The organism is Bacillus thuringiensis, assembly GCF_022095615.2.
In the GTDB taxonomy this organism is placed as follows: Bacteria; Bacillota; Bacilli; order Bacillales; family Bacillaceae_G; genus Bacillus_A; species Bacillus_A cereus_AG.
Genome location: NZ_CP155559.1, coordinates 5057533 through 5072027, shown reverse-complemented (window position 1 = coordinate 5072027; position 14495 = coordinate 5057533). Strand labels below are relative to the sequence as shown.

Below are 14495 nucleotides of genomic sequence, written 5' to 3'. Positions count from 1 at the left end.
AGAATAGGAGGGGGATGGAGCTCCTGACAGAGAGGCGTACTTTGCCTCGGAGGAAGGCGCGAAGCCACCGAGTATTCTAGCCGCTGGAGCTGGACATAAAGAAAAGCGGAAGCGGCTTGCTTAGAATATGAGGTAGATGGAGCTCCTGACAGAGAGGCGTACTTTGCCTCGGAGGAAGGCGCGAAGCCACCGAGTATTCTAGCCGCTGGAGCTAGACAATAAAGAAAAGCGGAAGCGGACTTTCGTTTTCAGTAAAAGGCAATCACACGATGTTGTGATTGCCTTTTTATATGGAGATAATAAAAAAATAAAATTTTATCAAACAAAAGGAGAATTTGCGTCGTCTTATATAAATGACAGGAGGCTTATGATGGAAGAAAAGATAGAAGAATTAATTGATATATATAAGCAGCAAATATATTCCTTATGCTATAAATTAGCGAAAACGAAAGAAGATGCAGAAGATATTTTTCAAGAGACTTGGATAAAAGTTTTTTCCTCTAGGCACCAACTTTCTTATGTGGAGAATTATAAAAAATGGATTACTACAATTTGTGTTCGTACATTTTATGATTTTTATCGTAAGAAGAAAAGATGGAAAGATCGTGTATTGGATTTATTTCATAAAGAAGATGGTGGAGAAATAGATTTCGCAGATGAAGTGAATATATCAGAAGAATTTATTCAAAAAGTGGAATCGGAAATGATATGGAAAGTTATACATTCATTGAATGAAAAATATAAAACCGTGCTCGTACTCTACTATTATGAACAATATTCTTATAAAGAAATGAGTGAAATATTAAATATACCGATTGGTACGGTGAAGTACCGTCTTAATTATGCGAAGAAGCAAATGCGGGAACATTTGGAGGGGTTCGTTTATGAAGGAAGATAAGTTTGATCAGAAGATAAAAAGTAGCTTAGCAGGAGAGATGGTTCCTAGAGAAGAGCTAATAAATAATACGAAACAGAGCGTGCGAAATGCTCGGAAATTAGAGAAGAGATGGGTTGTTTTCATCCATGCTATTTGGATGATTGTATTAACAGTTATCATAGAGCAGTTTGTTAGCCATTTGGATCATAAAATATCTGTCATTATAACGATAGTTATTATGGTGCACTTATACATTCCTATATACGTTGTTATACAGTCATTTTTAAAGAAGGAGTATAAATTACATGATAGAGTTCGTTAATCCATTTGTAATATTTCAAATAGCTGGGATTACAATGCTTTTGGCTTTTATAGCACTTTTAGTATGTGTAGCATCATGGGTGTATACAGATGCGAAAATGCGTGGAATAAGTAGGTGGTGGAGTGTTATAGCGAGTGTCTTGCCATTTTTTATTGGAGTTTTGTTATATATGATACGAAGAAGTAACAAGAAAATAGAAGGAGAACATGAGATGAAGGATATGAAAAAACAAAAAACAACATTAGTTGTCATATTTGCAAGTGCAATGTTTGTATTACTTAGCGGCTTTGCTTTCGTTCAAACGTTAGATGATATGTGGAGAGCTGGAGATATATATTTAGAAAGTGAGAAGCAAGGAGAGAGAAGTTACGAAGCAAAATTCTCATCATGGGATATTGCTGGGAAGGATATTGAACTTGAGTATGCAAAAGATACAGAAGTGACATTTTCTTATGAGACAGATGCAAAACGTGGTAACTTATGCTTTAGTTTGTATGAAAGACAAGGGGAAAGTAGTGAAGAGTTAAAAGAAATTTGTGAATCGAAAAAAGGTACTTTTACAGTTACATTGAAAGCAAATGAAAAGTATATATTTAATATAAGTGGTTTAATGGTGAAAGATGGATTTGTAAAAGTAAATTGGGGAGAGAAATAAAAGAGGCCTTGTAAAGGGCCTCTTTTCTATTGAATAGTATACGTAACAGAAAAGCTAACAGGACTATAGTAAACGTAAGGTGCATGAAATTGAACGTACATATTTCCATCTGTTTTTGCAGTGAAAATTCGGCCGTAACCATCAGAATAACGTCCAATAAGGTTATGGTTTGAGTCATAAACACTGTAACTAGGAGTTTTGCTGTTAGGTTGAATTGTTAACTCTTGCCCCTTTTGAAGGAAAATAGGTTCTTGTTCAGAACTACTTCCAGTTTGTAAGGAATAAAATTTTGTAAAGCTTTGTTCTTGAGCGGCAGCAGCGACTTTTGTTTCAGGAATAAAAGCGGTAGCGCCAGTAATTCCTGCTAAAGTTAACGCACCAGCCAAAATCATTTTTTTCATAGTAGAAAAGCCTCCTTATTAGTTGTAATTGTTTTTGTTACAGTTAATATTGTATACGATAATGAGTAGGAGAAAATATGCTTTTATGCATATATATTTTTTCTCAATAAAAGACCACTGATTTTTATCAGTGGTCTTTTAAATGATTAAGCAGCTTTCTGTTCAGTTTGAGTAACAGGTTTTTGAAGTGTATTATAAACGCCTGTCCCGATAACCTCTAATGCCATTTTCATACGTTCAGGTGAAATATTCTCAAATACGTTATCTTGAGGTGTGTGATATACCTTTTCGATATGATAGATTAATGGATTCCAACTATCGACACCCATCCAGATGAATAGAGCGGCAGGAATACCAACTTCAGCAAATGGTACGTGATCACTCGAGCCGAATTTTCCTTGCAGTACGAGGTCATTATTTAACTGTTTACCTGCTTGCAAGGCTGCGTCTGTCACAAGGTTTGGAGAACCGTTAGGCGTCATAGCATATAAATTCTTTGCTTTATCGTAATTTGTTGCAACCATGTCTGCGTTAAAGACACCTAGAATTCGATCGCGTTCTTTTTTGGGCAGACTATTGACGTAATAATTGGAGCCAAGTAAGCCAGTCTCTTCAGAACCAAAAGCAATAAAACGAATTTCTTTATCAGTTTCTACATTTTGAAAAGCACGAGCTAACTCTAATACTAACCCTGTACCAGAAGCGTTATCGTTTGCTCCAGGCGCTCCAACGACACTATCATAGTGCGAACTTACAACGACAGCTTTTTCATTACCTGTACTATTTTTTGGCTTCTTTTTAGCGATGACATTTAATGATGTTAAGTTAGATTCATGTCTCGCCTTTAGAGAAAGAATTGTTGACCCTTTTTTAGCGATTTCCTCTTTAAATGCATTTCCTTGCGCATAAGCAAGACCAAAGACAGGGATAGACTGCTTTTTCGTTAGGCGGGGATTAAAGGTTTGTCCATAATTTCCGCGTCCGCCAATTAAACTGTATAAAAGAACACCTTTTGCTCCTTTGCTAACAGCATTTTCAACTTGTTTATTATAGTCTGTAACTGTTGTTCCTCTTTCAAATAGAACAATTTTTCCGTTTACTTCATTTGGGATGTCCTCTAATTTTGTCCCACCTTGAACAAAGATAAGAGGAGCTGTAACAGCTTCTGTGGAAATTAGTGCGTTAGGGGCAGCACCTGCTTGCCAATTACGCTTTGTGGATAATGGTGATTCAATAAATCCAACGTATTGATCTGGCACTTGAAATGGTTGATATTCTACTTCATAGCCCATTGATTTAAGCTGCATACCAACGTAGCGAGAAGCCCATTCTTCTGATTTTGTCCCACCAGGGCGAGGACCAATTGTTTCGGATAAGAAACGGATATGTTCGATGGCGCGGCTTGCATCAACTTGTTTTGTGATAGTTGAAGTCTGTGTGATTTCTGACGTGGAATCAGCTTTAGCTTGGCCAATTGGAGCTAAGCTAACAGCGAGTGATACAGCAAGCAAAGAGCTTACTATTTTTTGTTTCAAAGATTTTTTCATTTTTCCTCTCCTATTCTTCTATTCTCTCTGACTGACAAAAGAAGACGGATAATGACTTCATTTTATCGTTACCTTCATTGTTTTTCAATATTCTGACATTGAGAAATAAAAAAACGCTATATGCATATTTGCATATTTTTGATGGAGATATGTATGCTATCATTTTAAATGAAGGTTCGCTTTCTGCTTGGAAAGCTCCTACATTGCATGAATCTAGTGTACCCAAACTTTAGATTATGTAGAGAAAAGAATCCACTATAGGATTTCTTTTCTCATGTTTGAATCATGTGATGATAAATATGTTTCCGCATTTCATACTTATCATCAGTGATATATGTAAGGCATCCATATGAAAATACGAGGCTGTTCAAAGGTTTTCCGTACTTTTGGACAGCCTCACCCCGTTAAAAGGACGATACTCTATGTATCGTCCTTTTTTGCATAAAAAAACACCCAATCAAATGTTCACTTGATTGGGTGTGAAAAACTATTAATAATATTTTTTTCGTTTTGTAGCTAAAATACTTAACAATCCAGCTAGTAGAAGTACGATACCTACTGTTTGGGTAGGATCATTTTTGTGACCTGTATTTGGAAGTTCTTTACCCTTATTTCGGTCATCTTGTTGTTTGTTTATTTGTGTGTCAGGGTTTGTTTTTTCAAGTTCTTCAGAAGTTTCCTTACCATGTGTTTCAGGATTTCCTTTTTCCAGCTCTTCGGAAGTTTCTTTACCATGTGTTTCAGGATTTCCTTTTTCAAGTTCTTCAGAAGTTTCTTTCCCTGTTTCCTCTTCTTTATTAGGAGGAGTAATTGGTTTATCATCTCCACCTGATGAAGAATCGATTTTTTTATTTGAAACTGTAATTTGTAGTGGTGTAGCTTGAGCTTTTTCAATTGTAAAGCTTATTGGTGATGCATCTAATTGATAGCCTTCAGGAGCTTTTGTTTCCACTAATTGATAATTACCAGGTTTCAAATCATTTACGATTAATTTACCATGCCCGTCTGTTTTTAAACCTTCTCGTACTACTTTTCCGTCTTGATCTAAAATGTTGAAAATGGCACCTTTAAGTGTTCCATGGTGATCCATATCAACTTTAGTTAACTCCATTGAACCTGTTGTTAAACTATTTAAAGCTGTAACAGAAGTAGCTTGAGATTGTCCTTTCGTAATTGTGAAAGGAATTGGCTTAGCGCTTAAATCGTATCCAGTAGGAGCCTTCGTTTCAACGAACTGATAGTCTCCTGGACGTAAATCAGAAACAGAGATTTTACCATCTTTATCAGTAGTTAAATCTGTGCGAACGTCGTGTCCGTTCATATCAACGATTTTAAAGATAGCCCCTTCAAGAGTAGAGCCGTCGACGTCATCGACTTTAGTTAATTCAACAGCGCCCTTCGTTAAGCTATTTGTAGCTGTAACGGAAGCGATTTTTTCTTGGCCTTTTTTAACTGTGAACTTAATAGGTGTTTCGTTTAAGTCATAATGATTAGGAGCTTTTGTTTCGATAAACTCATAGTCTCCTGGTGGTAATTCATCCACAACTAAACGGCCGTTTTTATCAGTAGTTAAATCAGTACGGACGTCGTGTCCATCCTTATTAACAATTTTAAATACCGCACCCTCAAGTGTTGTGTTTTCTTCAACATCATCAACTTTAATTAACTCCACACTACCTTTCGTTAAGCTGTTAGTAGCTGTAACGAAGACATGTTTTGTTTGACTTCTTTCAATTGTGAACTTAATAGGATTTTCATTTAAGTCATAATGTTTCGGAGCTTTCGTTTCAATAAATTGATAGTCTCCAGGTTGTAAGTCTTTAGCGATGATTTTTCCGTCTTTATTGGTAACTAAATTCGTACGAATATCGTTACCATTCATATCAGTAATTTTAAATACCGCACCTTCCAGCGTTTCTTTCGCATCTAGAGAGTCAACTTTCGTTAATTCAACGCCACCCTTAGTTAAGCCGTTTTTAGCAGTAACAGAAACGTGAGCTATTTGGCTTTTCTCGATAGTGAAAGGAATCGGTGTTTTATTTAAATCGTAATCTTTTGGAGCTTTCGTTTCAACGAATTGATAATCTCCAGGACGTAAATTAGAAGCAGAAACTTTCCCATCTTTATCAGTAGTTAAATTCGTGCGAACAACTTTACCTTTCGCATCAATGATATTAAATACTGCATCAGGAAGTTTTGTATCTGGATTTATATTATCCACTTTTATTAATTCTACAGCACCCTCAGTTAAGCTATTTGTAGCAGTAACTTGGAGCTTTTCTTTTTGGCTTTTCTTAATTGTAAACTTAATAGGTGTACTATCTAATTTATAGTGTTCAGGAGCTTTCGTTTCAACAAACTGATAGTCCCCAGGACGTAAATCAGAAACAGAAATTTTTCCATGTATATCTGTTGTAAGCTCAGTGCGAATGTCATTACCATTCATATCAGTAATTTTAAATACCGCATTTTTAAGAGCAGTACCATCTACATCATCCACTTTAGAAAGTTCCACAGCGCCTTTCGTTAAGCTATTTGTAGCTGTAACGGAGATAGGATCAGCTTGGCTCTTTGTAATTGTGAATGGAATTGGCTCTTTGTTTAAATCGTAGTGTTTCGGAGCCGTTGTCTCGATGAATTGATAATCACCCGGACGTAAGTCAGAAACGCTAATTTTACCTTCTGGATTTGTAGTAAGATTCTTGCGAATTATAGTACCATTCATATCAACAATGTTAAATACTGCGCCTTCAAGAGTAATGCTATCGACGTCATCCACTTTAGTAAGTTCAACGCCGCCGTTAGTCAAACTATTTTTCATAGTAACAGTAGCGATATCTTTTTGGCTTTTCACAACTGTAACTACAATTGGCTTTTTGTCTAAATCATAGTGTTCAGGAGCCGTTATTTCAACGAATTGATACGTACCAGGACGTAAGTTTTCGACAACGATTTTACCTTCACTGTTTGTTTTTAAATTTGTTTTAAGTTCTTTGCCATCTTGATCTAGTAAATTAAATACCGCATCGGCAAGTTTTGTTTGATTGTTTAAATCATCAACTTTAAGTAATTCGATACTACCTTGTTTTAAGCTATTTGTAGCAGTTAAAGAAATAGCTTTCTTCTGTCCTTTTTCAATAGTGAATTTGATTGGTGTTTCATCTAAAACGTAATGCTTAGGAGCTTTCGTCTCGATGAATTGGTAATCACCAGGACGTAGGTCGTTAATTTCGATTATTCCTTGTTCATTTGTAACAAGGCCTTTATGAACTATATCACCGTTCATATTAACAATTTTAAATACTGCATCTTTAAGAACTGTGCCATCAACATCATCTGTTTTAGAAAGTTTAACTGCACCCTTTGTTAAAGCATTTGTAGCAGTGACATGAAGAGTTTCAGTTTGGCTCTTTTTAATTGTAAATATGATAGGTTTTTTATCTAAATCGTAATGTTCAGGAGCAATTGTTTCCACGAATTGATACGTACCAGGACGTAGGTTTTCAACAACAATTTTACCTTCATCATTTGTTTTTAAGCCTTCTTCAACTAACTCTCCGTCTGCATCTAATAAATTAAATACGGCGTTAGCAAGTTTTGTATTTATATCAATATCGTCAATCTTTGTTAGTTCAACGCTACCGTTTTTCAAAGCATTTTTGCCTGTAACATTGATCTCTTTCGTTTGACTTCTTTCAATTGTAAATGGAATTGTTGTTTCATCTAATACATAGTGCTCAGGAGCTTTTGTTTCAATGAACTGATAGTCTCCAGGGCGTAAATCAGAAACAGAAATTTTTCCGTTTTTATCTGTAACAAGATTCGTATGAACTTCTTTACCGTTCATATCAACAATTTTAAAGGTTGCACCTTCGAGCATCGTACGATCGATGTCATCGATTTTTGTTAATGTTACTGCACCTTTCTTTAAACTATTAGTAGCGGTAACAGTAATATTCTCTTTTTGACTTTTTTCGATAGTGAACGGAATAGGGTCTTTGCTTAAGGTATAGTCTTTTGGAGCTTTTACTTCAACAAATTGATAGTCTCCAGGACGTAAATCAGAAGCAGTAATTTTACCGTTTTTATCAGTCGTTAAACCTTCGCGAATTACTTTTTTAGTATCATGAGCGTCAACAATTATAAATTCTGCACCTTCAAGAGTAGTGCCATCAACATCATCAACTTTTGTTAAAGTGACACCACCTGTAAGTAAACTATTTTTTACAGTAACAGGGATAGGAAGATCTTCCTTACTACCTTTTTTAATTGTGAACTTAATAGGTTTTTTGTCTAATTTATAATGTTCAGGGGCTTTTGTTTCGATAAATTGATAATCCCCTGGTGCTAAATCAGGAATAACTAATACTCCGTAATCATCTGTTGTTAAATCTTTCATAATTTCTTTGCCAGTTGCGTCTTGCAATGTGAATACAGCGTCGGCAAGAGCTTTACTACTTTCCACATCATCTTCTTTAATAAGTTTAACTTTTCCTTTCGTTAAACTATTTTTAAATGTAAGTGGAAGGAGTTTTTGTTGTCCTTTTTCGATTGTAAATTCAATAGGTTCTACATTTACATCGTAATAAGTTGGAGCCTTTGTTTCGATAAGTTTATAGTTACCAGGACGTAAGTCATCTACAACTAGCAATCCTTTACTATTCGTAACAAGGTCCGTACGAACATCTTCATTGGTATCTCTATTAACGATTTTAAATACTGCACCTTCAAGTGTTTCCTTTTCATCTGCAGCATTCACTTTTGTTAACTCAATACCACCTTTTGTTAAGCTGTTTTTAGCGATAACAGTAGCCTGAGTTGTTTGACTTTCTGTAATCGTAAATTTAATTGGTTTTGTATTTTTGTCATAATACTTCGGTGCTGTTACTTCGATAAATTTATAATCGCCAGGGCGTAAGCCAGTAGCGATAACTTTACCATCCGCACCAGTTTTTACATTTTCGCGAATGACTTTCTTTTCATCATTTGCATCAACAATTTTAAATACAGCACCTTCAAGAGCTGTACCATCGATATCATCAACTTTTGTTAATTCAACATCTCCTGGTTTTAAAGCATTTTCAGCTTTCACAAGTAGAGTTTCTTTCTGACTTCTATCGATCGTAAATTCAATAGGTTCTGCTCGTAAAACGTAATGATCAGGAGCAGCTGTTTCAATAAATTTATACGTACCAGGACGTAGGTTACTAACTTTAACCTTACCGTGTTTATCAGTAGTTAAGTTAGTGTGAGGGGAAACGTCATTATTATTTGTATCGACAAGTTTGAATACAGCACCTTCTAGTGGTTTTTTCTCACCAAATTCATCAACTTTTAATAATTCAACCTCGCCCGTTTTTAAGCTGTTATTTGCCGAAACAGTAGCAAGAGCTTGTTGGCTTTTGTCAATTGTAAACTCGATAGGGTTTGTACTTAACGTATAATCCTTAGGAGCTTCTGTTTCGATAAATTTATAAGCACCAGGCTCTAAATCTTTAACGGTAACTTTTCCATCTGAACCTGTTTTTATATTTTCGCGAATTACTTGTTTTTCGTCATTCGCATCGACAATTTTAAATACAGCACCTTCAAGGGCAGTGCCATCGATATCATCAACTTTCGTTAAAGTGACACCACCTTTAATAAGGTGATTTGTCGCTGTAACAGTAAGTGCTTTCTGTTGGCTCTTTTCAATTGTAAATTTAAGCGGTTTTTTATCTATTTCATAATGTTCAGGTGCTTTCTCTTCAACAAATTGGTACTCTCCAGGAAGTAAATTTTTCGCTTCGAGTTGTCCGTTACCATTTGTCGTTAATTTGGTATAACCAGGAATTTTTTTGTTATTTCGGTCCCGTACACTAAATACTGCACCTTCTAAAGTATTACCCTCTTTATCAACTTTTGTTAGGATAGCTGAGCCTCTAATTAAGCTGTTTTGGGCCTCTTTATTAATTACTGTTGTTTGATCTTCCTCGATTTTAAATTCAATAAGTCGATCATCTAATTGATAATGCTCAGGAGCCTTTATTTCTTTTAAGTAGTAAGTTCCTGGTTTTAAATTATCTACAGTAATTTGTCCTTTATCATTTGTTATTAATTCTTTATGCTCAGGAATGACATTATGGTTTTGATCAAGCAGAGAGAAAACTGCATTTTTAAGCTTTTCTTTGTTATGAGCATCAGTCTTTGTAAGTACTACTTTTCCAACAAATTTCTCGTTTTTAAGAGTATATGTTGTAGTTTCTTCTGCACCAAGCTTAACAAGTTTACCTGCTTTTAATTCTTTACTAATGACATAGCCATCAAGAGTTTTCATTTCTCTAAGCAGATATTCATCACGTTTTAAGTTGTTAAACTGAGCGATACCATTGTCGTCTGTTGTAATTGTTCGAATAGCAGTTGTACCTGTGCGATCGAATAAAGTAAATACTACGCCAGATAAAATTTTATTTGGATCTGCATTATCTACTTTTTTAATTTGAAGGTTTCCACGTCCCTTAGTAGCAGAACCGCCTCCAGATCCAGAAGATACTTTAACTACTATTTCTTCAATTTTTTCAGTTTCTGTTAATTTCAAACTATTACCAGTAATCTTCGCTTTATTGCTTACCTTTTCATTATTGTCTGCATTAATGAGTGAACGGTATTCTAAAATATAAGCTCGATCAATAGTATGAAGAAATTCAATTGTAAATTGTTGTTTCCCCGTATTGTTGTCTGTTGTTATTTTGAGTTTATAGTCTTTTCCTTCTTTTAATTCATTTGTTGTATCTTTCGTTAAAGTGCCATCCACGGCTACTGTTGTCCCATATAGGTGGAATGACTTTTCATCGAGAATTTGATTGTCTGTCGGATCGTCTGTTACGACAGCATTTTCAATCGTTGATTGACTTGCATTAATAGAAACGCTCCAATCAATGTACTTGTCATTTTGTGTTGCTTTTTTCGTAACGCCGCTACCACCATTTTTGATCTCGAATGCACCATGAATATTGGCGATAGTTTCCGATCCATCTTTTAATTTGGCGTAATTATCATAGCGCTTATTAATTTCTTCACCTGCGAGTGAAGTTTTAAAGCTGATATGGTACGCTGTTTTAATTTCATTTTTAAAATGAATCGTTAATGTATTTTTATTATCTTTCGTTGCATTTTCTACCGTATATTCGTCAGGGGAAACAAGTGCCCCTAATTTATAACCTTCTGCACCACCAGTTAATTCCATATGGTGAATCTCAATGGAGTCTGGTATAAGTTTTTGATTGTTTTCTAGTACGTCAACGATAGAAGGGTCTTTAATAGTCCTGTTATTATAGTTAAACCCTATGTCCCATTTGATTTCTTTCGTTTGGGCATTGTAAGAACCGTATTTAAATCCGTTTCCTTTTGTATAGCCGTCAGGATTGAATCTATCATGAGATGAACTATTTTTATCGTTCCCATTTATATCTTTCCATGATAACTCAGCTGTATTTTTGAATGATTTATTATCATCCTTTTTAGATAGAGTCTCGTAATTAAAGTCTGTTGTGTACGTGATAGTTAAGGTTTTATTCATATTAGACTTATAATCGCCAGTTAGTCTTACTTCGAACCCCTTATCTGTTACATCAAGTGTGTAATCAGACTTTGGATCAAGAGTCTTCGATCCGTCTGTAATTTTGAAACTATCTTTCTGTAACGTTAGGCCACCATAGTCAAACGTATCCTTGATAACAGCATCGTTTAACACGTAGTTGTTATCATTTACAATAATCGTCCATTTTGTTGTTTTCGCATTGTAATCTGTATCGCCTGTATTTTTATTATGTTTCTTTATGATGTTTTGTTGTTGTAATGTAACTTTGTTTGTTTTACTCCATTTTCCATCTGCAATAATTTTATTTTCAATTTCGCCATCTTGTATAACATCATTCTTGGCTTTCGATGTATAAGTAATCACATAGGCACTATTAATATCTTCATTAAATTGTAAATCAAATCCCTCTTCGGTTTCTTTTACAGTAAAGTTTGTGGCGTTGTCACCTGTAACAAGTTTTCCGTTATTATCATAAGAAGCATTTTTAACCACGATAGAACTTGCATCAACTTTATGAGATTTGTCCAAGATGTCTTTTAAAAGCGCATCAGATTGTTTAATATCTCTCTGGTCACCGTTGAAAGTAATTGTCCATTCAATTGTTTGTGTTTTTGGATTATATTTACTAGTTTTCTCTAGATGTGTACCGCGTGAAACAGTTACAGTTGCATTTGCGGATACATCTCCTTGATTCTTGCTGGATACTTTTGCTTCATTTTTGAAACTAGTAACACTTTCGTCAGTAATTTTTGTCGCATATTCAATTTGATATGCTTTTTTCGTTTCATTTTTAAAAGCGATATTTAATTTATCGGAGGATGAAGTGAGTGTATATTCTTCTTTACTAACTTCGGCTCCACGAGTTGTCTTCCCGTTAATATCTACTTCTAACTCATAAACCTTAATAGAATCTTCATTGAGACTGGCTCCATTTGGAATATTGTCTTGGAAGACAGCGTTTGTAAGAATGTCTTTTGTTTTGTTCATTTCGACTGTCCAATTAATTTGATTCGTATTAATCGGTCTATCAGGTATACCTTTTTTATTCATAGATTTCTTTACATTAGGTTTGAAATCAAGCTCGATAATAACGTCTTGTTCTTTAATTGGGAAAGGAATTTTTTGTTCCGTAGTCCCTTTAATTTTTGTTTTATTAAATTCGGTACCAACTTTTAAATGACCATCTATATTAGGATTGTCTTCAACGTACTCGTTAAAAGTCATAGTTACTTTTCCGTTTAAGTCAACAACGAACGTCCCAATTTCATGTCCTGTTCCATCAACTAAGGGCTGTGTAATGGTGTTGTGGACGATAAAATATTCCGGAAGTTGGAAAATATAGTAATCTCCCTTTTTTACTTTTAATGATTCTAAAACTTCCCATGTAAAATCGATATTGGCAGCAGAATCAGGATTTGGACGATTATCTGTATCATTAAATGGTTTTCCGTCTTTATCTGTTAATTTTACGCTTGTTAAAATATTTTCTTTAATTTGCTTAGGTGAGGGGTCTGGATTTTCAACAGGTTGCCCTGTTGTGTTATCACCAGGGTTCTCAGTAGGTTGCTGTGCCTCACCATCTTTTGGCTGTTCCGCAGGCTGCTGAGGATTTCCGTCTTTCGGCTGTTCCGCAGGTTGCTGTGTCTCACCATCTTTTGGCTGTTTCGCAGGCTGCTGAGGATTCCCGTCTTTTGGTTGTTCTGCAGGTTGCTGTGTCTCACCATCTTTTGGCTGTTTCGCAGGCTGCTGAGGATTCCCGTCCTTTTGCTGTTCCGTAGGTTGCTGTGCGTCACCGTTCTTTTGCCCTTCGGTAGTCTGCTTTGCATCATCACTATTAATAGTAGGTGAAGTAGGGTTATCTACTTGAACAGGAACTGAGATAATCTTAGCTACTGTACCTAGAGGGAAAGTGAGTGGGACAGCTTTTATGCCAGGTTTTAAATCTGGATTGAATACAGTGTCAAATTTAATTTTTCCCTTAACACCTTTTGAATCTTTTACTGAATCGTTAAAGACTATTTTCATTTTGTTATCGTTTGCTGTAACAAAATATTGACCAATAATTTGTTGATCTGCCATCAAGTTTCCTTGTTGGTCATTTTTTACTTTTAATGCATTAGGTATTTGAAGAACTGTTGCATCTTTTTCTTGTGCAATTTGATGATCTTTTATTGACCAAGCATATTCTAGGTGAATGATTGATCCTACTTTTATTAAGTTTTTAGGATTTAATGCTTCGTCAATAATATGATTCGTTGCATCTTTCATTTCAACAGTGTCAAATAAGGAATCTCCTGTTAAGGTTTCCGCTCTTACTTGATTGTATGGAAAACTAGCAAGTTGCGAAAATAGTACGAATACAATTAAACATACATTGAAAAGTTTTTTCATTTTTCCTCCTCTGAACATTCATTTGTCCATTGGGGACTTATTCCACATGAACAAATGGAATATTAAAAGTATTTGTTATAAGTTATTTACTTTTTGCTATCCCTCCGTTTCTATACTCTTTTTCAGACAAACAGGATTATGTTCAAAGTAATATTGTTTAACGTAAAACAATATGTATATTTACACGGTTCTGTGGAAATATACACAATTCGACAAAAAATGTCGAAAAAAATACTGATATAAAGAATGATATCAGACCTTTATATGTGAGATAGCTTTCGTGTAAATCTGATGAAAAGAATGGTTATAAAGGTAAGTTTTACGATACATGCTAACCAAAGTAATGTATCCCTTAATGAAGGCTTATTTTTGCCTTAAGGTTATGTGGAAATAAATATTTAGATAGGGTTGATTTTGGTCAGAATGAAGACAATATGTACTTTGAAAATAGTCATCTATTTTGTCTAAAGAAAGTTGTACGATTAGTGGACCGAAGTTAAGATACGATTGTTTCGTACATTGTTAGAGGAATATAATCATTACAGAATATTCGACTAATCCGTTACTACGGTCATTTTTGGAACCATTTTAAACAATAAAAAAGAAGGTATTTACTTCTTAGCGACAATATCTTTTTAGTAAAGACATGCCTAAATAACCTTCGCTAAAGATTATATACTTAAATGATAAAGAGTTCAACAATGTTTCATATATTTCCCAAAA

The 14495-nt window shown here is 34.9% G+C and carries 6 protein-coding genes; 3 read left to right on the top strand and 3 right to left on the bottom strand.

Translation table 11 applies throughout. The annotated features are described in order from the left end of the window. Nucleotides 1-370: 370 nt before the first annotated feature. The 3 genes from KZZ19_RS26280 to KZZ19_RS26270 are packed head-to-tail and all read left to right on the top strand — an operon-like array spanning nt 371 to nt 1854. Complete coding sequence (locus KZZ19_RS26280; protein ID WP_237981192.1) at nt 371-898, top strand: RNA polymerase sigma factor; 528 nt, start codon at nt 371-373, stop codon at nt 896-898. Further along, nucleotides 885-1199, top strand: a complete 315-nt coding sequence (locus KZZ19_RS26275; RefSeq protein WP_237981193.1) for an anti-sigma factor — start codon at nt 885-887, stop codon at nt 1197-1199. The genes KZZ19_RS26280 and KZZ19_RS26275 overlap by 14 nt, the downstream gene beginning before the upstream one ends. Beyond that, nucleotides 1183-1854 carry an anti-sigma factor gene (locus KZZ19_RS26270; protein WP_237981194.1) on the top strand — a complete coding sequence of 224 codons (672 nt, stop codon included), beginning with the start codon at nt 1183-1185 and terminating at the stop codon, nt 1852-1854. Before KZZ19_RS26275 ends, KZZ19_RS26270 begins: the two co-directional genes overlap by 17 nt. 26 nt (nt 1855-1880) lie before the next feature. Here the strand turns inward: KZZ19_RS26270 and KZZ19_RS26265 are convergent, their stop codons facing one another. The 3 genes from KZZ19_RS26265 to KZZ19_RS26255 form a co-directional block, all read right to left on the bottom strand. Continuing rightward, nucleotides 1881-2255, bottom strand: a complete 375-nt coding sequence (locus tag KZZ19_RS26265) for a hypothetical protein (protein ID WP_088098523.1) — start codon at nt 2253-2255, stop codon at nt 1881-1883. 146 nt (nt 2256-2401) lie between these two features. After that, the gene (locus KZZ19_RS26260) at nt 2402-3802 is read right to left on the bottom strand and encodes a M28 family metallopeptidase (RefSeq protein WP_237981195.1); all 1401 of its coding nucleotides are present in this window, start codon (nt 3800-3802) and stop codon (nt 2402-2404) included. A 490-nt stretch (nt 3803-4292) separates the two neighbouring features. Then, the gene (locus KZZ19_RS26255) at nt 4293-13772 is read right to left on the bottom strand and encodes a SpaA isopeptide-forming pilin-related protein (RefSeq protein WP_237981196.1); all 9480 of its coding nucleotides are present in this window, start codon (nt 13770-13772) and stop codon (nt 4293-4295) included. Nucleotides 13773-14495: the final 723 nt, after the last annotated feature.

Coding starts and splice junctions, on each gene's coding strand:
- KZZ19_RS26265 (WP_088098523.1), bottom strand. CDS start 2,255: ATGAAAAAAATGATTTTGGCTGGTGCGTTAACTTTAGCAGGAATTACT.
- KZZ19_RS26260 (WP_237981195.1), bottom strand. CDS start 3,802: ATGAAAAAATCTTTGAAACAAAAAATAGTAAGCTCTTTGCTTGCTGTA.
- KZZ19_RS26280 (WP_237981192.1), top strand. CDS start 371: ATGGAAGAAAAGATAGAAGAATTAATTGATATATATAAGCAGCAAATA.
- KZZ19_RS26270 (WP_237981194.1), top strand. CDS start 1,183: ATGATAGAGTTCGTTAATCCATTTGTAATATTTCAAATAGCTGGGATT.
- KZZ19_RS26275 (WP_237981193.1), top strand. CDS start 885: ATGAAGGAAGATAAGTTTGATCAGAAGATAAAAAGTAGCTTAGCAGGA.
- KZZ19_RS26255 (WP_237981196.1), bottom strand. CDS start 13,772: ATGAAAAAACTTTTCAATGTATGTTTAATTGTATTCGTACTATTTTCG.